Origin of the sequence: Kribbella sp. NPDC026596 (assembly GCF_040638415.1) — a bacterium.
Lineage (GTDB): Bacteria > Actinomycetota > Actinomycetes > Propionibacteriales > Kribbellaceae > Kribbella.
The window spans coordinates 58,568-75,734 of record NZ_JBEZYF010000032.1 but is presented as its reverse complement, the minus strand read 5'-3'; the positions used below and the strand labels follow the sequence as shown (position 1 = coordinate 75,734).

The 17,167-nt window shown below is 68.4% G+C and carries 17 protein-coding genes; 8 read left to right on the top strand and 9 right to left on the bottom strand.

The genetic code is table 11. The features are described 5' to 3' along the window. The first annotated feature begins 106 nt into the window (after window positions 1-106). Together AB0E63_RS25540 and AB0E63_RS25535 are read left to right on the top strand one after the other, a co-directional pair. Window positions 107-1,222: a hypothetical protein gene (locus AB0E63_RS25540; protein WP_360371091.1), complete on the top strand. Its 1,116-nt coding sequence runs from the start codon at window positions 107-109 to the stop codon at window positions 1,220-1,222. A gap of 2 nt (window positions 1,223-1,224) precedes the next feature. Further along, window positions 1,225-1,419, top strand: coding sequence for a DUF3046 domain-containing protein (locus tag AB0E63_RS25535; protein WP_360371088.1), 195 nt, complete (start codon window positions 1,225-1,227; stop codon window positions 1,417-1,419). A 12-nt stretch (window positions 1,420-1,431) separates the two neighbouring features. On the opposite strand, the gene AB0E63_RS25530 is transcribed toward AB0E63_RS25535, so the two are convergent. The 3 genes from AB0E63_RS25530 to AB0E63_RS25520 all read right to left on the bottom strand — a co-directional run bounded on the left by AB0E63_RS25530 (window position 1,432) and on the right by AB0E63_RS25520 (window position 5,102). Continuing rightward, entirely contained in the window at window positions 1,432-3,543 is a 2,112-nt protein-coding gene (locus AB0E63_RS25530) for an MMPL family transporter (protein ID WP_360371085.1), read from the bottom strand. Between the two features lie 152 nt (window positions 3,544-3,695). After that, window positions 3,696-4,256, bottom strand: coding sequence for a GrpB family protein (locus AB0E63_RS25525; RefSeq protein ID WP_360371083.1), 561 nt, complete (start codon window positions 4,254-4,256; stop codon window positions 3,696-3,698). Between the two features lie 54 nt (window positions 4,257-4,310). Continuing rightward, window positions 4,311-5,102, bottom strand: coding sequence for a hypothetical protein (locus AB0E63_RS25520; RefSeq protein ID WP_360371081.1), 792 nt, complete (start codon window positions 5,100-5,102; stop codon window positions 4,311-4,313). Window positions 5,103-5,352: 250 nt separating this feature from the next. On the opposite strand from AB0E63_RS25520, the gene recA reads away from it, so the two are divergent. Both recA and AB0E63_RS25510 read left to right on the top strand, forming a co-directional pair. Next, on the top strand, window positions 5,353-6,426 hold the full coding sequence (gene recA / locus AB0E63_RS25515) for a recombinase RecA (protein WP_360371078.1): 1,074 nt from the start codon (window positions 5,353-5,355) through the stop codon (window positions 6,424-6,426). A 1,312-nt stretch (window positions 6,427-7,738) separates the two neighbouring features. Next, window positions 7,739-8,233: a regulatory protein RecX gene (locus AB0E63_RS25510; RefSeq protein ID WP_360371076.1), complete on the top strand. Its 495-nt coding sequence runs from the start codon at window positions 7,739-7,741 to the stop codon at window positions 8,231-8,233. Window positions 8,234-8,421: 188 nt separating this feature from the next. Here the strand turns inward: AB0E63_RS25510 and AB0E63_RS25505 are convergent, their stop codons facing one another. Beyond that, window positions 8,422-9,282 (bottom strand): alpha/beta hydrolase, encoded by an 861-nt coding sequence (locus tag AB0E63_RS25505; protein ID WP_360371073.1) that lies wholly within the window; start codon window positions 9,280-9,282, stop codon window positions 8,422-8,424. Between the two features lie 321 nt (window positions 9,283-9,603). Here AB0E63_RS25505 and AB0E63_RS25500 point away from each other — a divergent pair, with 321 nt between their 5' ends. The 3 genes from AB0E63_RS25500 (at window position 9,604) to rny (ending at window position 12,924) form a co-directional block, all read left to right on the top strand. Next, window positions 9,604-10,002, top strand: a complete 399-nt coding sequence (locus AB0E63_RS25500; RefSeq protein ID WP_360371070.1) for a hypothetical protein — start codon at window positions 9,604-9,606, stop codon at window positions 10,000-10,002. A 184-nt stretch (window positions 10,003-10,186) separates the two neighbouring features. Beyond that, a complete protein-coding gene (locus tag AB0E63_RS25495) occupies window positions 10,187-10,612 on the top strand; it encodes an antitoxin (RefSeq protein ID WP_360371067.1) in 426 nt (141 codons plus the stop codon). Window positions 10,613-11,247: 635 nt separating this feature from the next. After that, window positions 11,248-12,924: a ribonuclease Y gene (rny, locus tag AB0E63_RS25490; protein ID WP_360371064.1), complete on the top strand. Its 1,677-nt coding sequence runs from the start codon at window positions 11,248-11,250 to the stop codon at window positions 12,922-12,924. Here rny and AB0E63_RS25485 read toward each other — a convergent pair whose 3' ends face one another. The 5 genes from AB0E63_RS25485 to AB0E63_RS25465 form a co-directional block, all read right to left on the bottom strand. Further along, complete coding sequence (locus AB0E63_RS25485; protein ID WP_360371061.1) at window positions 12,925-13,296, bottom strand: nuclear transport factor 2 family protein; 372 nt, start codon at window positions 13,294-13,296, stop codon at window positions 12,925-12,927. A 22-nt stretch (window positions 13,297-13,318) separates the two neighbouring features. Then, window positions 13,319-13,624, bottom strand: a complete 306-nt coding sequence (locus tag AB0E63_RS25480) for a DUF6458 family protein (RefSeq protein ID WP_360371058.1) — start codon at window positions 13,622-13,624, stop codon at window positions 13,319-13,321. 78 nt (window positions 13,625-13,702) lie between these two features. After that, window positions 13,703-14,866 carry an acyl-CoA dehydrogenase family protein gene (locus tag AB0E63_RS25475; RefSeq protein ID WP_360371055.1) on the bottom strand — a complete coding sequence of 388 codons (1,164 nt, stop codon included), beginning with the start codon at window positions 14,864-14,866 and terminating at the stop codon, window positions 13,703-13,705. Between the two features lie 32 nt (window positions 14,867-14,898). Further along, complete coding sequence (locus tag AB0E63_RS25470) at window positions 14,899-15,477, bottom strand: DUF1707 domain-containing protein (RefSeq protein WP_360371052.1); 579 nt, start codon at window positions 15,475-15,477, stop codon at window positions 14,899-14,901. Window positions 15,478-15,498: 21 nt separating this feature from the next. Beyond that, window positions 15,499-16,197, bottom strand: a complete 699-nt coding sequence (locus tag AB0E63_RS25465) for a type 1 glutamine amidotransferase (RefSeq protein ID WP_360371049.1) — start codon at window positions 16,195-16,197, stop codon at window positions 15,499-15,501. Window positions 16,198-16,284: 87 nt separating this feature from the next. On the opposite strand from AB0E63_RS25465, the gene AB0E63_RS25460 reads away from it, so the two are divergent. Further along, window positions 16,285-17,121 (top strand): FHA domain-containing protein, encoded by an 837-nt coding sequence (locus tag AB0E63_RS25460; RefSeq protein WP_360371046.1) that lies wholly within the window; start codon window positions 16,285-16,287, stop codon window positions 17,119-17,121. The last annotated feature ends 46 nt before the right edge of the window (window positions 17,122-17,167 follow it).

Here is a 17,167-nt window from a genome sequence, read left to right as displayed (position 1 = left end):
CGCCGACAGTTTTCATCACGCGCCCGTCACCGTTCGTCGCCCGCTGTGAGCGGGCGCTTTCGGTCCGGTGCCGATCTTGTCCCCTTCGTCTGGAATGATCGGCGACATGATCAACCGCGTACGTGCAGCGCTCCTCGTCGGGGCATGCCTGGTCGCGCTCACCGGGTGCGTGAAGGTCGACGCAGATCTCAAGGTCGGGTCGAACGAGACGGTCTCGGGCAACATGCAGATCGGGGTCGACAAGCAGTTGCTGCAGGCCAGCGGTCAGTCGCTCGACACGATCCACAAGCGCATCGACGACGCGATCAAGCAGACCACCACCGAGGGCGTCACGTGCAAGCCGTTCGACGACGACAAGTACGTCGGTTCGGCCTGTGACTTCGAGAGCGTGCCGTTCGACAAGATGGGCACCTCGAGCGGCGACGGCGTCAGCTTCCGCAAGGACGGCGACAAGGTCACCGTCTCGGTGAAGGACTCGAGCCTCGGTCAGGTCCCGTCCGGCAGCCAGCCGGAGGTCAACTTCAAGATCACCATGCCGGGCAAGATCCTGGAGCACGACGACGGTGCGAAGATCGATGGCCGCACGGCGACGTACGACAGCCTCGACAAGCTCGGGAAGGTCTCGCTGACCTCCGAGGCGGGCAGCAGCTTCCCGACCTGGTTGCTCATTCTGATCATCGTGCTGGTGCTGCTGGTCGTCGCCGCGGTTGTGTTCTTCGTGCTGCGCGGTCGCAAGGCCAAGGCTCAGCAGGCCTACGGGCAATACGGTCCGTACCCAGGGCAGCCAGGTCAGTACGGCGGTCCGCCGGGGCAGTACCCGGGTCAGCCGGGGTACGGTCCGCCTGGTCAGTACCAGGGGCAGCCTGGTCAGTACGGCGGACAGCCAGGCCAGTACGGCGGCCAGCCGGGGCAGTACCCGGGTCAGCCAGGTCAAGCGCCCTACGCGGGTCCGTCTGGGCAGCCGCAGTACCCTGGACAGCCTCAGCCGCAGCAAGGCCCGCCAGGGCAGGGGCAATGGGGTCCGCAAGGACCGCCGCAGCGGCCGCCGCAGCAGGGGCAACCGCCGCAGCAGGGGCAGGGAGGCTGGGGACAGCAGCCGGGTCAGGGGCAGCCCGGTCAGCCACAGCAGGGCTCACCGTACGGCCAGCAGCCTCCGCAGCAGGGCGGCCAGCCGCCGCAACAGGGCGGTTGGGGACAGCCACCGAAGGACGACAACGGGTAGGCATGAGACTGACGGAATTCTGGGCACGGATGGATCAGCATCTCGGTCCGGCCTACGCACGGACCTGGGCGGAGACCCAGGTCGTCCAGGGGCTCGGCGGCCGTACGGTCGTCGAGGCTTTGGCCGACGGCGAGCACGCCAAGACTGTCTGGCGCGCCGTCTGGGCACACCTCCAACTGCCACCCAGCGAACGCTGAACCGTCCCGCGGTCAGGTCTTGGTGAGGGTTGCCTCGGCCTCGGCCTCGGGAAGGTTGTCAGCCGGCTCAGGATCACGCTTCTGGGCCAACTTGCTTGGCCACCACAGATGCCGGCCGATGTCGAGGTTCAGCGCCGTGACCAGTACGGACCGCACCACGATGGTGTCGAGCAGTACGCCGAGCGCGACCGCGATCCCGATCTCCGCGAACGCCACCACCGGCAGCGTCGCCAGCACTGCGAACGTCCCGGCCAGCACCAGACCCGCCGAGGTGATCACGCCACCGGTCGCTGCCACGCCGATCAGCGCCCCGCGCCGGGTTCCGTGCGCCTTCGACTCCTCGTGCACGCGGGTCATCAGGAAGATGTTGTAGTCGATGCCCAAGGCAACCAAGAAGACGAAGACGAACAGCGGCAGCGAAATGTCCGCGCCCCCGAACCCGAGCGCCTTGAACACCAGCGAGCTGATCCCGAGCGCAGCGCCGAACGACAGCACGACAGTCGCGACCAGGATGACCGGCGCGACCAGCGCCCGTAGCAACAGCGCGAGGATCGCCAGAACGACGGCAAGCACAACAGGGATGATCACCTTGTTGTCGTGATCGGACGCCCGCTGGGTGTCCAGCAGGATCGCGGCGCCGCCACCGGCCAGTGCGTCGGCATCCGGTACGGCATGGACCGAAGCCCGCACGCGATCGACGGTGTCCTTCGCGGCTTGCGTGTCCACCGCGTCGGTCATGGTCGCCTCGATGTACGCCGATCCGCCGCCGATCCGCGGCTTGGCCACTTCGGCGATGCCTTGCGTCGAGGACATCGCCGTACGGACCTCTGCGGCTTTGTCGGCCTTGCTGACCACAACCAGTGGGTTGCCGGCGCCGGCCGGGAAGTGGGCCGCCACGACCTTCTCGCCGACCACGGAGTCCGGCGTACCGACGAAGGACTCCTCGTTGGTCAGTCCGCCGGCGTTGAGGGTCAGGATGCCGAGTGAGGCGATACCCAAGATGACAGAGGTGACGATCCAGGTCAGCCGCGGGCGTACTGCAATCCGTCGGCCGATGCGACCCCAGACACTCGTTTCGGTGTGGTCATCCGATCCGTACGTCGGACGCAGCGGCCAGAACACCCAACGCCCACAGATGACGAGCAGTGCCGGCAGCAAGGTCAGCATGGCGAGCAATGCGATCACGATGCCGACTGCGGCGACCGGACCGAGCCCGCGCGTGGAGTTCATCGACGCGAACAGCAGACACAGCATGCCTGCCACCACAGTGGACCCGGAGGCGATGATGGCCGGGCCGGCCCGGTGCAGTGCGAACGCCATCGCCTCGTGCTTGTCCTGATGCCTCCTGAGCTCCTCGCGGTAACGAGCCACCAGCAGCAGGGCATAGTCCGTCCCAGCGCCGAACACCAGCACTGTGAGGATGCCTGCGCTCTGGGCGTTGACGGTCAGGTCGGCCTCGGTCGCCAAGAAGTAGATGACCGCCTGTGCCGCGAAGAGCGCGACACCTGCGGAGACCAGCGGCAGCAGCCAGAGCACGGGGCTGCGGTAGGTGAGCAGCAGGATCACGATCACCACTGCGGCAGCGGAGTAGAGGAGCTTGCCGTCGATCCCGGCGAAGGCCTCCTGCGAATCGGCCGCGAACCCGCCCGGCCCGGTGACGTGGAACGACAGTCCGTCCGGACGGTCCGCCGCAACGTGCCTGATGTCCTCGGCACGCGCACCGATCGTCTCCCAGCCTCCGGTCCCGGCGTTGATCGGCACGATGATCTGGAGTGCCTTGCGATCCTCGGAGGGGATCGGCCCGATGACGTCCCGGTCGACGTCCTGCAGCTCGGCGTACTGCTGCACGTGGCCCGTGACGGCTTGCATGTCGGCCGGGGTGATCCCGGAGGCGCGCTCGTACACCAGTACGGCTGGAATCTCGTCGGGGGAGGAGAACTGCGCGGTTGCCTTCAAGACCTCGGTGGACTCGGCCTTACCGGGTAGCCACGAGACTGCGTCGTTCTCCTGCGCACCGGTCAGTTTGCCCGCTGGACTGAAGCACACCGCCACCGCGACGATCCACAACGCCAGCACGATCCACTTGGACACCTTGCCGCACGGCAACGCCGCCAGCCGTCCCACACCCGCCACCCGAACCACGCCCCCTGGAGGGACATCCGCCCGTACGTCGGGCTGGCCACGACGCCCCGCGGTCCAGCCTGCTGGCTCGGCCAGATCGGGTCAACGACCGCGCAGTAGTACTGCGCTCACCCTGAGTCATACCGCCCGATCCGTCAGACGGTCCAGCCCATGCGGGCCGCCCACTCCTCGGCCGGCAGGTAGATCAAGTCGCAGACCGGATCCTTCAGGTCGGTGTAGTCCCCTTCGGCGATCTGCAGTGCGGCGGCTTGGCCCTTGAAAGCGCCGTACGCCTGCGCTGTCTCCGGATGGCTGCGCAGATAGTCGCGGAAGAGCAGTGCGTACCGCTGGTTCGCCCGACCGGCTACTCGGATGTGCAGGTTCACCCGCCGCCGGTACATCGGCTCGCGCACGATGCGCTTCACCCACTGCGGATCGTCGGCGGGCAGACCGGGCACCGGATGATCCCGTCTGGGCGGGCGGAGCTCCCAGTCCGCCGCCACCATCCGCTCGACCGCATCATCCAGCTCAGGCTCTGTCTCGACCGTCACCTGCATGTCGAGGATGTCCTTGGCCGGCAGGCCAGGTACTGAGGTCGATCCGATGTGGTCGATCCGCCGTGCTACGTCGCCGAGCAGATGGCCGACCGCCTGCGCGGTCTTCTCGTACTGCGTCGGCCAACTCTCGTCCGGTCGTGCGATGACGATCCCAGTCATGCCGAGATCATCCCAGGACTGCGCCCGGGGCCCCAGTCCTTTCGGTCCGGCAGGTCAGACCGGCTTGACGCGGAAGGCGCTGCTGACGAGGAGCTCAGCGGCCTCGTACGCCGCCCTGCGGATGCCCTTGCGCTCGTCGAAGAACCCGCCGACCACACCGACCGCGGGGAGCTTGCCGATGAACCGGGCACCGAGACTGCCGCGCGGGCGATCCTCGAACACGTCACCGAGCCCACCGAACAGCTTGCTGATCCGCCACACCAGCCGGATGACTTTGCGCAGTCCTGCCTCTTCGGACTCGTCTCCGAGGCCCAGATGCCTCCCAACCTCCTGGCCCGCCGCTGTCGGGTCGTCGTACTTGAGCACGTCGTCCGGAGTGATCAGGCGGTCGGTCAGCACCCGTGCGATGACCGCCGTACGGTCGGCATGCGCCTCGACGCCGTACTCACGGCAGACCGCACCGATCACCATCGCCTGGACGGCCGCGCCCAGCGTGTCCTTGACCGGCAGCCGGTCGGCGGTCGCACCGCTGATCCGGGGGAGTCCGGCGACGACGGCGGCGAATCCACCCAGGCGCTCGACCCACCAGTCGCAGCGCTCGGCCAGTGGCAGCGTCGGCCACTCGGCATGTCCGGGCACCTTCATCTTCAGCAGCCGGTCGATCGCGAGGATCAAGCCCTTCTCGGCCAGGTTGGGTTGTTCCTGGTTGGAGTACTCGGTCAGGATGCCGCGGATGCCGAACGGGTCCTGGGTGCGGAGGGAGTCGAGTACGGCGTCGATGCCGAACTCGACCTTGCTGAGCGCGAGGACGACAGCGGAATCGGGCACGTCGGGGCGGTCTGTCACGCCCGCCAGGGTAGGGAGTCGGCGGGCCAGGCCGGCTGCCGAGGCAAGCTTCGGCGTGTCAGTTGCGATTCGAACACGTGTTCGGGATAGTTTGGTCTCCTGAAGGTGCGCCGGACGGCTGAGTTGTCCACAGATTCGAAGTGGCGGCGAAAACTGTCCGACGTGACGTTTACCTTCTCTGGCGACACGAAGTTTCTTCGGGCGGCTGGGACAGCGGCCCCGATTATCAGATGGGTCAGGTGGCAATCACATGGCGGGTGCAGCGAGTGCGGAGCGCGCGGTGGCCGATCGCGAGAAGGCGCTTGCGACCGCGCTGACGCAGATCGAGCGGCAGTGCGGCAAGGGTTCGGTGATGCGCCTGGGGGAGCAGAACAGGCCGCCGATCGAGGTCATCCCGACCGGGTCGATCGCGCTCGACATCGCCCTCGGGATCGGCGGTCTGCCGCGCGGTCGCGTGGTGGAGATCTACGGTCCGGAATCCTCCGGTAAGACGACGGTCGCCCTGCACGCGGTCGCGAACGCTCAGCGGGCCGGCGGGATCGCGGCGTTCATCGACGCCGAGCACGCCCTCGACCCGGAGTACGCGCGGAAGCTGGGCGTCGACACCGACGCGCTGCTGGTCTCGCAGCCCGACTCCGGTGAGCAGGCGCTGGAGATCGCCGACATGCTGGTCCGCTCCGGCGCGATCGACATCGTCGTGATCGACTCGGTGGCCGCGCTGGTGCCGCGCGCCGAGATCGAGGGCGAGATGGGTGACAGCCACGTCGGTCTGCAGGCCCGGCTGATGAGCCAGGCGCTGCGGAAGATGACCGGTGCGGTCAGCGGGACGAACACCACCGCGATCTTCATCAACCAGCTGCGCGAGAAGATCGGCGTCATGTTCGGCTCCCCGGAGACGACGACCGGTGGTAAGGCGCTGAAGTTCTACGCCTCGGTGCGGCTGGACGTGCGCCGGATCGAGTCGCTGAAGGACGGCACCGACGTCGTCGGCAACCGGACCCGCGTCAAGGTCGTGAAGAACAAGGTGGCCCCGCCGTTCAAGCAGGCCGAGTTCGACATCATCTACGGCCAGGGCATCAGCCGCGAGGGCAGCCTGCTCGACCTGGGCGTGGACCAGGGCTTCGTCCGCAAGGCCGGTGCCTGGTTCACCTACGAGAGCGACCAGCTCGGCCAGGGCCGGGAGAACGCGCGGAACTTCCTGCGCGACAACCCCGATCTGGCCAACGAGCTGGAGAAGAAGATCAAGGAGAAGATGGGCATCGGCCCGACCCTGGACCAGCCGGCCGACGCGGCCGCCAAGGCCGAGGTTGATGTCGACTTCTGATCGACCCCCCGCGGGCGGCAGCGTCCCTCGGCTCCCAGCCGACGACGCTGCCCCCGCGGCTCTGTCCCTACCCCAGGCCGACCGCCTAGCCCTAGCCCGAGAGCTCCTGGCCCGCGGCCCCGCGGCCGGCGGCGGCGCAGCGACATCCAGCCGCAACCCGGCCTCATCCGGCGCAGGGGGAGCACCGGACGACGCCGCCCCCCAGGCCCCTCCGAGAACCACCGGCCGCCCAGCCCGACGCGCCCCAAGCACTCCGTCACCCGGCGACCGCCCCTCCAACCGGCGCGCCTCGTGGCCGGACGACGCCGACGATGACTCGGCGGACGTGACGCCGTCCCGCCCCCGCGCGGGCAGGATCCGCCGAACCGCCGGCACCGAGGACCCATGGGCGGATCACTCCGCAGACGACGGTTTGTCCGACGGGTCGCGGTCTGGGGCTCGCGTGGACCGGAGCAAGCGAGCTGTTCGGTCTGACATCCCCTGGGGTGAACAGGACGATGACTCCACGCGAGCCTCCGAGGAGAGGACTGCTGAGCGGCTGGCGGCGGCGCGAGCGTTCGCCGCTGAGAGACCGGGGTCGAGCCTGAGCCGCGGCGCGCACGAGCGAACTCGTGAATCTGAGGAGTCCGAGGACGCGGGCGGACGGTCGGGCAAGCAACAGCCCGGCAGGACTCCTGCGCCAGGCAGGAGTTCGAGTGCGGCCGATCCGTGGGGCGAGTCCGGGGAATCCGCAGATGCCAAGCCGGCAGACGTCGTACCGCGTCAACCTCGCGCAGGGACAGCTAGCGAGCCTGCCGATGGGACGTCAGGAGCTGCTCGGGCGGCGGAGGACCGCAGGTTGGGTCGTGCCTCCGTGCGTGAGCCCCTCGACCTCGGGGAGCCGGATGTTTCCGCCGGGGACTTGAGCGGTACGGACGTTCCTGCGGGTGACCCGAGTGAGTCGGCGGTTGCCGCAGCCGATCCGGTAGAGCCGATCGCAGTTCGCGGGCGACGTACAACCGGCGGTCGGGGTGCACGCAGCGGTCGGGGTGCAGGCGACGGCTCGGATGTGAGCGAGCGTCGGGGTGCGAGTGGCGGCTCGGATGTGAGCGAGCGTCGGGGTGCGAGTGGCGGTCGGGCGGATGCCGGTCGGGATGGCAACGACAGCCGAGGGTTGGGTGGACAAGCTGTTGTTGGTGGGGCCGAGGGTGGGAGGCGGCGGGGGGCTGCTCCGCGGCGGCAGTTTGGGGGGCGGCGGGGGAGTCGGCCTGGGGGTGAGGGGCCTGAGGGGGCGTTTGATGCGGGGGTGGATCAGGAGGCTGATCCAGCTTCGGTGGCCCGGACGATTTTGTTGGACAAGCTGACTGGGCAGCCGCGGACGCGGGCTGAGTTGGCGGACTTGCTGGCTGAGCGGGAGATCCCGGACGAGGTCGCCGAAGAGGTGCTGGACCGGTTTTCCGAGGTCGGGTTGATTGATGACGCAGCCTTTGCCAACGCATGGGTCGAGTCGCGGCACCGCGGGCGTGGGCTGGGGAAGCGAGCGCTGGCACAGGAGTTGCGTCGGCGTGGGGTGGACGACGAGCTGGCCCGTGATGCGTTGGACGAGTTGGATCCGGAGCAGGAGGAGGAGACAGCTCGGACGCTCGTACGGCGGAAGCTTCGGTCCATGCGGTCGCTCGAGCGTGAGGTGGCGATGCGACGGCTGCTCGGCATGCTTGCGCGGAAGGGTTATCCCGGCGGACTGGCGATGACGATCGTGAAGCAGGAACTCTCGGCGAGTCACGAAGAGCTTCCGCTGCTGGATTCCTCCGGCCTGGAACAGGACTGACCCCGCCGCGGCGAGGCAGCACCCGGTCGGCTCGGCGAGCTGGCTAGTTGACCGGCCGGCGCACGGAGAGACGTGCCGCTACCGGGTTGAACGAGAGCTCGGCGGAAGCACGGAGAATGTCGTCCGCCTGCACCCGAAGGACGGATGACCGCCAGACGCCCCGCCGACCGTAGCTGCGGGACACCTCGTTACCGGGAGTCCCTGGCCAGGAACTTGATGACGGTCTGGACGAATTCGTCCGGACCATCCACCCACGGACTGTGCGCGGCACCCGCCTGGATGATGTGCTCGCCGCGCCGGAAGAGCCCGGCCACCTCGGCGGCGGAGTCCGGACGTGGGGAACCGTCCAGCTCACCGGAGATGACCAGGACAGGCACGTCCAGTTCAGCCAGTACGGCGCGGGCATCGTCCGCGCCGTCGAAGGCGCCCGGGGCCAGATAGGCGTTCGCCGCCTCCTCGTCGAACCACTCCTCGCACGCCGCGGCGTGCGCCTGCGCGGCCGCATCCCATCGACCGTAGGACAGGCGGTCGAGCAGCACGAAGTCCGCGTCGCTTGCTTCCCCAGACACTGCCCGCTCGAAGGCCGGCCGGATCTCCTCGTACCAGGGCTCCTCCTGGCGCAGTTCCAGCGCCTCGCGACGCCGCTCGACGGGGAAGTCGATCCCGGCGGTGCGCGCCCGCGCGCAGACCAGGACGAGCGAGCGCACCCGCTCGGGGTAGCGGGCCGCGTAGGCCAGCACGAGATCACCAGCGGCCGAGTGGCCAAGAAGATCCAACTGCTCCAGTCCAAGGGCAACGCGCAGTGCCTCGATGTCCTCAGCCTGCCGGTCCACCCGGAAGCTCGCGAGGTCTGCGGGCCTGGCCGAGTCGCCCGTACCGCGCAGGTCCAGCAGCACCAACTCCCGCTGCGCGGCCAGCCCACCGAGGTCGCCGAAGTAGGCGGAGCGCATCATCGGCCCGCCGGGGATGCAGACGAGCGGTCGATCGCCCCCCGAGCCCTTTCGGTGGTAGGCGAGGCGGGTGCCGTCGGGCACGTCCAAGGTCAGCATGAGCGGGATACTTGCAGGTGGCGCGATAGCCCGCCACGGAATATGCGACCTGATGCACCAGTCCTGCAGGCCTCTTCGAAGGCCCTCCCGCTGCTGAACAGAAGAGCTTGACTGAGGGTGGGCTCAACCAGTTCATCTGAGGAAAAGGTCGTGCTTGGAAACGAGTTCGGTGGTGTTGGAGTGGTGACCAGGCGAGCGCCCCATCGCCTGGTCACCCACGCCACCGAAGCGATGGTCGCTTCACGCCGGCCAGAAATCGGCGGGCGAAGGCCTTCCTTTTGTTCAAGCTGAGGGTCCGGCCGGCGGAGTAGCGTGACCGGCATGGCGACCCTGGCGGACGTGGAACGGTTGGTCGCGGCGTTGCCGGAGACCGTGGAGACGACGCGGCACGGCACGCGTACCTGGGCTGTCGGGGGCAAGGCGTACGCGTGGGAACGCCCGTTCAGCAAGGCGGATCTGAAGCGCTTCGGCGACAAGACCCCGCCGGACGAGCCGATCCTCGCGATCCGGGTCGAGGATCTCGCCGAGAAAGAGGCGGTGCTCGCCGCACGAGCCGGCGACGGGTTCTTCACGATCCCGCACTTCGACAACTACGCCGCCGTACTGGTCGAGCTGGCCGAGGTCTCTGAGACCGCTTTGCGCGAGGCGCTGCTCGACGGGTGGCTGGTCTTCGCGCCGGCGGATGTGGCGAAAGCGCACCTCGACGCCAACGCAACCTAGGGTGGGCCGGCCTGCGCACGCGGGTGGAAGTACGGAGAGTGAGCGGAATCGGAGGGGTGTGCGCGGCGAGGGGCGTTGACGGGTGGGGGATGACGGTGTGTTATCCGAAGTGGGGCCGGTGTTTTTGGCCGGTCCGTAGGCTGTGATTTTCCGTCGATCCGCCCCTGACACCGCGGAGGGTGCAATGAACGATTTCCAGGAACAGGCGAAGAACTGGCTCCGGAATGTCGTCAAGCAGAACCCGGACAAGATCAAGGCCGGCGTCGAGAAAGCCGGTGATCTGATCGACAAGCAGACCGGGGGGAAGTACGCGGAGAAGGTCGACACGGTCCAGCAGAAGGTCGGCACGTACGTCGAATCCCAGTCCGGCGGCGAGCAGGCGGCCGGCGACGGGCCTCCGGAAGCCGCTGACCAGGCCGCCAGTTCGAGTGCTGCTGACGGTGGCGCACAGGTAGTCGGCGGCGAAACACCTGATGCAGGTCCCGAAAGCTCAACCGGCTCCGGCACCGAAGGCGCCGCTACCGGCAGCACCGCCACCGGCCAGGCCGAGACCACCACGGCCGAGGGCAGCAGCGAGTCCGACGGCGGCCTCCCCGGCCCGCGCGAGTAGCAAAGGCAAACCACCAAGTCGCCCCGGGCTGCATCATGCCCGGGGTGACTTGTTGTGGAGTAGACCAGTGCGGAGGGTGGTCTCCTGCGATGGTGATGGTTCTGGCGCTCGCGGTGATCGGTCGGGTGGCCCGTGAGTGTCCGTCTTGACCGGGTGGTGGGGCACGCCTAGCCTCGGAATCAGGAAGGGATCACTCCACCTGACGGTGGCGGACATAGCACCGGCGGGCCGGTTGATCCGGCCACACCGGCCGGAACGAAGAAACGAAACCACGCTCGACCGAGCTGAAGGAAGGACGACGGCGGCTCGCAGCGCCGTCGGATAGACGGCACCGCGGCGGACGGATCCGGCGGTGGCAGCGGCGATGAGTACCGATCCTGGGTGACGCATACCCAAGAGAAGGCTCCGGCGGCAGCCACGATCGGCACCGGACGGCGTGCGCACCGCCCGTTCCGCGATAGCAGCGAACAAGGGCTGCTGTAACGGATGGACGACGGCACCGCCCTCCACCGGTGGTGCGTTCAGCCGTACCGTTCTTCCACCGCACCAGTGGCGAACTCCCTTCGACCGAACGCCAAAGTCCTGCCTCGGTGCGGACTCGAAGAAGAGGGGAGATGCCGATGTCACTAGCGGCCATGCCAGCAGCGACGTCCCTGGGGCTGACCCTGATCGGACTGCTGATCACCGGGTTGCTCGCCTGGATCGGTTTCACCCTCTCCCGCCGCAAAGCCGCCGACAGTTCCACGGCCGCCGCGAACGCCCAACTCGAGGCCGCTCACATCGCCGCCGGCGCCAAGTCCGCGGCCGAGCTGGTCCGGCGGCAGGCCGAGGAAGAGGCCGCCGTACTACGGGTTCGGGCGGAGGCAGCCGAGCAGCGGGCCGAGGAGATCCGGCACGCCGCGGAGGACCGGGCCTCGGAGGTACGGCGGGAGGCCGAGCAGCGCGCGTCCGACGTACGGCGCGAGGCCGAGGCCGAAGCGCAGTCGATCCGCGACGACCTGCGCGAGCAGCGCCTGGAGATGGAGCGCCGGGATCACCGGCTGACCGAGCGTGAGGAGCGGCTCGACGAGCAGCACCGCTCGATCGAGGAACGCCAGACCGAGCTGACCGCGCAGGTCGCCGAGCTCGACCGCCGCAAGGCCGAGATCAAGGACCTCGAGGGCGAGCGCCGCCGGATCCTCGAGGGCGTCGCGAACCTCACCACCGAGCAGGCGAAGACCGAACTGGTCGCGGCGATCGAGGCCGAGGCGAAGCGGCACGCGCACACGATCGTCCGCGATATCGAGCGGCAGGCGCTCGACGAGGGCGAGACGAAGGCGCGCAAGATCATCACCGGCGCGGTGCAGCGGCTGGCGTCGGAGCAGACCAGCGAGTCGGTCGTCTCGGTCGTGCACCTGCCGAGCGACGACATGAAGGGCCGGATCATCGGCCGCGAAGGCCGCAACATCCGGTCGTTCGAGCAGACCACCGGCGTCAACCTGATCATCGACGACACCCCGGAAGCCGTGCTGCTGTCCTGCTTCGATCCGGTACGGCGGGAGACCGCGCGACTGACCCTGGATTCGCTGGTGCTGGACGGCCGGATCCATCCGAGCCGGATCGAGGAGATCTACGAACGCAGCAAGACCGAGGTGGCCGAGCTGTGTGAGCGGGCCGCCGAGGACGCGATGGCCGAGGTCGGCATCACCGATCTGCATCCGGAGCTGATCCGGACGATGGGGTTGCTGCGCTATCGGACGTCGTACGGGCAGAACGTGCTCAAGCACCTGATCGAGTCGGCGCACATCGCCGGGATGATGGCCGCCGAGCTCGGGCTGGATCCGAAGCTGTGCAAGCGCGGCGCGTTCCTGCACGACATTGGGAAGGCGCTGACGCACGAGTCCGAGGGCAGTCACGCGATCGTGGGGGCCGAGCTGGCCCGCAAGTACGGCGAGAACGACGATGTCGTGCACTGCATCGAGGCGCACCACAACGAGGTCGAGGTCCGCACGGTCGAGGCGGTACTGACGCAGGCCGCGGACGCCGTCAGTGGTGGGCGACCGGGAGCTCGGCGGGAGTCGCTGGAGGCGTATGTGCAGCGGCTCGAACGGCTCGAAGAGATCGCGATGCACCACGAGGGCGTGGAGAAGGTGTTCGCGATGCAGGCAGGCCGGGAGATCCGGGTGATGGTGCTACCGGACGCGGTCGACGACATCGCCGCGCAGGTGATGGCGCGCGACATCGCCAAGCAGGTCGAGGAGGAGCTCACCTACCCCGGCCAGATCCGCGTCACGGTCGTGCGCGAGTCTCGCGCCACTGAGGTCGCCAAGTAGCTAGTCGGCGTACTTCGCTCGCCACTCGGGCCGATCGAAGGGGGCGCCGTAGATCCGGGTCTCGCGCGCGATCCGGCCGTTCTCGAACTCGACGACGTTCGCGACGTAGTAGATGTCGCCGCCGTAGTCCGACCGGCCGAGGACAACGAAGTGGTCGCCCTTGCCGGTGATGCGCAGGATCTGGATCGACGGCGGCGCGGGGTACTCCTGCTGCATCGCGCGCATCTTGTCCCGTCCGACGATGCGTTCGCCGGACTGCGGCATCTCCAGCACGTAGTCGTCGGCACGCAGTTCGTGTTCCGCCTCCGCCGACAGCGCGAGCTGATCGTCGGTCGGCCACAACCGCTCCAGCAATTCACGATTCCGGTCCATGCTTCACGATCCCAGACCGTCTTCAGCCAGACTTGAAGTTCCGCGAACGATCGTCGCGCAGATGTGTGGGCGTGACGTCGATCGGCTGGTCGGCGACCTGCTTGCGCGGTGCCGTCGTGTACTGCTTCTCGACCTCCGGGTCGATGACGGTGACGTCGCCGCGCCGGCGCGTGTTGGCGAGCCGGTAGGAGACCCAGATCCCGGCGGCTCCACCCAGCATGATGATGATCCCCAGGGCGGTCAGGTTCAGCGTGTCGGACGTGTCCCGCACGGCGAAGGCGATGATGGCGCCCACGACGATGAGGGCGATTCCGGCCCCGATCCGCATACCTGCTCCTTCCGAACACTCGGAGTCACTGATCTCACCCCCAGTGCCCAGAACGAGCACGCAGCATGCACGCGCCGCTCAGCGGAAGGCGGCGTGGCCGGTCAGCGCCTGGCCGATCACGAGCTGGTGCACCTCGGAGGTGCCCTCGTACGTGAGCACCGACTCGAGGTTGTTCGCGTGCCGCATGATCGGGTACTCGCCGCTGATCCCGTTCGCGGCCAGGATCGTCCGGCACTCGCGCGCGATCGCGATCGCCTCGCGGACGTTGTTGAGCTTGCCGACCGAGACCTGCTCCGGGCGCAGGCTGCCCTTCTCCTTCAACCGGCCGAGGTGGACGGCGAGCAGGATGCCCTTGTTCAGCTCGACCGCCATGTCGGCGATCTTGGCCTGGGTCAGCTGGTAACCCGCCAGCGGCTTGTCGAACACGAGCCGCTCACCGGCGTACCCGATCGCTGTTTCCAGGCAGTCCCGCGCCGCGCCCATCGCGCCGAAGATGATCCCGAACCGGGCCTCGTTCAGGCAGCCGAGCGGGCCGGACAGGCCACGCGCCTCGGGCAGCATTGCGTCCGCCGGGAGCCGCACGTCCTCGAGCACCAACTCCGACGTCACCGAGGCGCGCAACGACATCTTCCGGGTGATCTCCGGCGCCGAGAACCCAGGCGTGGCTGTCGGAACGGCGAAGCCGCGCACCCCCTCGTCCGTCCGGGCCCAGACCACCGCGACGTCGGCGACCGAGCCGTTGGTGATCCACATCTTCGAGCCGTTCAGCACCCAGTCGTCGCCGTCGCGGCGGGCGTTGGTACGCATGCCGGCCGGGTTCGAGCCGAAGTCGGGCTCGGTCAGCCCGAAGCAACCGATCGCCTCACCCGCGGACATTCGCGGCAGCCATTCGTTCTTCTGGTCCTCGCTGCCGTACTTCCAGATCGCGTACATCGCCAGCGACCCCTGCACCGACACCAGCGACCGCATCCCGGAGTCGGCGGCCTCGATCTCCAGGCACGCCAACCCGTACGCAACCGGTCCGAGCCCGGCACACCCGTACCCGGTCAGGTGCATCCCGAGGAACCCGAGCGACCCCAGCTCCTTGGCCAGCTCCCGGGCCGGGATGGACGCCGTCTCGAACCACTCCGGCAACGACGGCCGCAACCGCTCGTCCGCAAACCGCCGTGCGGTCGCGCGGATGTCGACCTCTTCCTCGGTCAGCAGCGAGTCGACATCGACGAGATCCAGCGAAACGGTCATGCCCAAACGCTAACCGCAACAGGGCCTTGGGATCACTTCCGGTACCAAGGCCACCACCAGTGGCGCTTGCGCGGGTGGCGGACGGTCATCGAGCTGTACAGCGCCTTGCCGGTGACAAAGATGTGCCGACCGGATGGCGACGCGGCGGTCGCCTTGTTGTTGGCCGAGCCGCCGTGCAGCTCGACGTCGTCGATGGTGACGGTCCAGCCGGTGGGGACGATCATCACGATCGAGCTATGCACCAGGTCGGCCTCGACCTGGATCTCGGGCCAGCGGACCACCGCATCGGTGAAGTCGAGTCGCACCGACGAGTGCTTCGCTTGCGCGACGATCCGCTGGGGCACCAGCCACGCGCCCTCACGCTTCTGAGAGCTGTGCGTCGCCTTGATGGCCAGCTCGGCCGCGTTCGACCGGGACCGCACCGGCTCCAGATCGGCTGTGACGACCTCGAGCTCCGACTGCGTCTTCGCGGAGTAGATCCGGGTCAGCCGTTCGTCGAGTTCCTCGAAGTCCAGCCGCCCGTCACTGTGTGCTTCCTGGACCACGGCGGCGGCCCGTTCGCGGTCGTTGTCGGACGCCCGATGCCCAGGCGGCGGCTGCTCCAGACTCATGCCCCCAAAGGTAGCGCTCAGTTAGCTCGCGCCGTCCAGAAAACGGCCGAACATCGCCGACCACGTCTGCTCCAGCTCCGCGTCGTACTTCTCGGCGTCGGCGATCACGGTCTCCGGGTCGAACCCCAGGGACCGCAGGCGCTCCGGGTCCCACCGGCGTACGCGATCGGCACCGACCTCCGGGTGGAACTGGACGCCCCAGCTGCGCCCGATCCGCAGCATCTGATGGGGACAGCGCTCGCTGGACATCAGCGGCACCGCATCGGCCGGCAGCCGGGTGATCTGATCCTGATGGCTCTCGATCGCGCGTACGGTCGCCGGCAGACCGGCGAGCAGCGGGTCCTCGGTAGCGCCAGGCAGAAGGTGCAGCTCGGTCACACCCTTCTCCGGCAGGCCGTACTTCCCGCGGACCTCGCCGCCGAAGGTGTGCGCCAGGAGTTGCGCGCCCAGGCAGATCCCGAGAACCGGCACCCGCCCGTGTTCGGTTGTCGCGCGCAGCAGCTCGCGCTCGGCCTTCAGCCACGGTGAGGTGTCGTCGGCGTCCGGCAACAGCCCACCGCCGAGCAGGATCAGCGCCGCGTGGCCGTCGGCGCGGTGCGGAATCGGCTCGTCCGCCCAGGCGCGGACGATGACGGGGGAGAAGCCCCGAGCGCCGAGCCAGTCGAGCAGCCGGCCCGGTCCGCTGCCGGGATCGTTCTCGATGATCAAGACGGTTGTCATGGGCGCCAAGGTAATCGCAGCGCGGCACACCGTGTTCCGCCGTACCGGAGTCGTGGTTTCCGCGATACTGAATCCCTGGGGGTGCCGATGGAGCCGACCAGTGGATTCGTGCGGGCTGTGGTGGGGGATGTCGCGTTCATCTTCGGCAAGGGGATGGTGGGCGCGTTCCTGCTTGCGCGCAGCAAGGACAGGTCGCGCCAGCCGCGGTTGGACCTCCTGGTGCGGTCTCACGGGCAGTACGAGCCACTGTCCATTCCTCTTGGGACGATGCCGGCCGTCGACCGGCTGGTCGGGCTCGAAGACATCCGTCCGGCCCCGCTGCTGACGGTGGAGTTCACTCCCGGCGACACCGGGGCCGAGGCTCACCTGACTGCCAACAACCCGGTGCTGATCACGATCACTGATGTCAGTCACCACGAGTACACCGCTCTGGTGCTGACCACGTCCCTGGGCGGAGCGGCGTACGCGCAACTGCCTCCGGGCTACTACGAAGTGTCCGCGGTGGTCATCGATGAGTACGACGACGTCCTGCAGGGGTACGGCGCTCAACACAACCTGCACGTGGACAAGGGCGACGACGTGATCGTCTCGCTGCCGATCCGCACCGCCGGAGTCGTGGAGATCGCGTCGGCGCTGGAGACCGGGCCGCAGCCGGTGCTCGTCGGGCCGGACGGAGACGTCGTACCACTCCTGGACCTGGCGCGGATCGGGCGTGCACCGGACAGCGATCTGATCCTGGACCGTCCGGAGGTGAGCCGGCACCACGCGGAGCTGCTACGGATCGACGCGACCACCTATGAGGTGCGCGACCTCGGCTCGACCAACGGGACCCAGGTGAACGGCGTACCGGTCCGGACGGCCATGGTCGGCGACGGCGACGAGATCCGTCTCGGGAGTCACCCGCTGCGCCTGTACCTGTCGTGATCGCACCGGATCGTCACCATGGGTGCACACCTGGAACAATGGCGCC

Coding starts and splice junctions, on each gene's coding strand:
- AB0E63_RS25465 (WP_360371049.1), bottom strand. CDS start 16,197: ATGACAACCGTCTTGATCATCGAGAACGATCCCGGCAGCGGACCGGGC.
- AB0E63_RS25460 (WP_360371046.1), top strand. CDS start 16,285: ATGGAGCCGACCAGTGGATTCGTGCGGGCTGTGGTGGGGGATGTCGCG.
- AB0E63_RS25485 (WP_360371061.1), bottom strand. CDS start 13,296: ATGGACCGGAATCGTGAATTGCTGGAGCGGTTGTGGCCGACCGACGAT.
- AB0E63_RS25480 (WP_360371058.1), bottom strand. CDS start 13,624: ATGCGGATCGGGGCCGGAATCGCCCTCATCGTCGTGGGCGCCATCATC.
- AB0E63_RS25540 (WP_360371091.1), top strand. CDS start 107: ATGATCAACCGCGTACGTGCAGCGCTCCTCGTCGGGGCATGCCTGGTC.
- AB0E63_RS25470 (WP_360371052.1), bottom strand. CDS start 15,477: ATGAGTCTGGAGCAGCCGCCGCCTGGGCATCGGGCGTCCGACAACGAC.
- AB0E63_RS25475 (WP_360371055.1), bottom strand. CDS start 14,866: ATGACCGTTTCGCTGGATCTCGTCGATGTCGACTCGCTGCTGACCGAG.
- AB0E63_RS25535 (WP_360371088.1), top strand. CDS start 1,225: ATGAGACTGACGGAATTCTGGGCACGGATGGATCAGCATCTCGGTCCG.
- AB0E63_RS25495 (WP_360371067.1), top strand. CDS start 10,187: ATGAACGATTTCCAGGAACAGGCGAAGAACTGGCTCCGGAATGTCGTC.
- AB0E63_RS25500 (WP_360371070.1), top strand. CDS start 9,604: ATGGCGACCCTGGCGGACGTGGAACGGTTGGTCGCGGCGTTGCCGGAG.
- rny (WP_360371064.1), top strand. CDS start 11,248: ATGCCAGCAGCGACGTCCCTGGGGCTGACCCTGATCGGACTGCTGATC.
- AB0E63_RS25525 (WP_360371083.1), bottom strand. CDS start 4,256: ATGACTGGGATCGTCATCGCACGACCGGACGAGAGTTGGCCGACGCAG.
- recA (WP_360371078.1), top strand. CDS start 5,353: ATGGCGGGTGCAGCGAGTGCGGAGCGCGCGGTGGCCGATCGCGAGAAG.
- AB0E63_RS25505 (WP_360371073.1), bottom strand. CDS start 9,282: ATGCTGACCTTGGACGTGCCCGACGGCACCCGCCTCGCCTACCACCGA.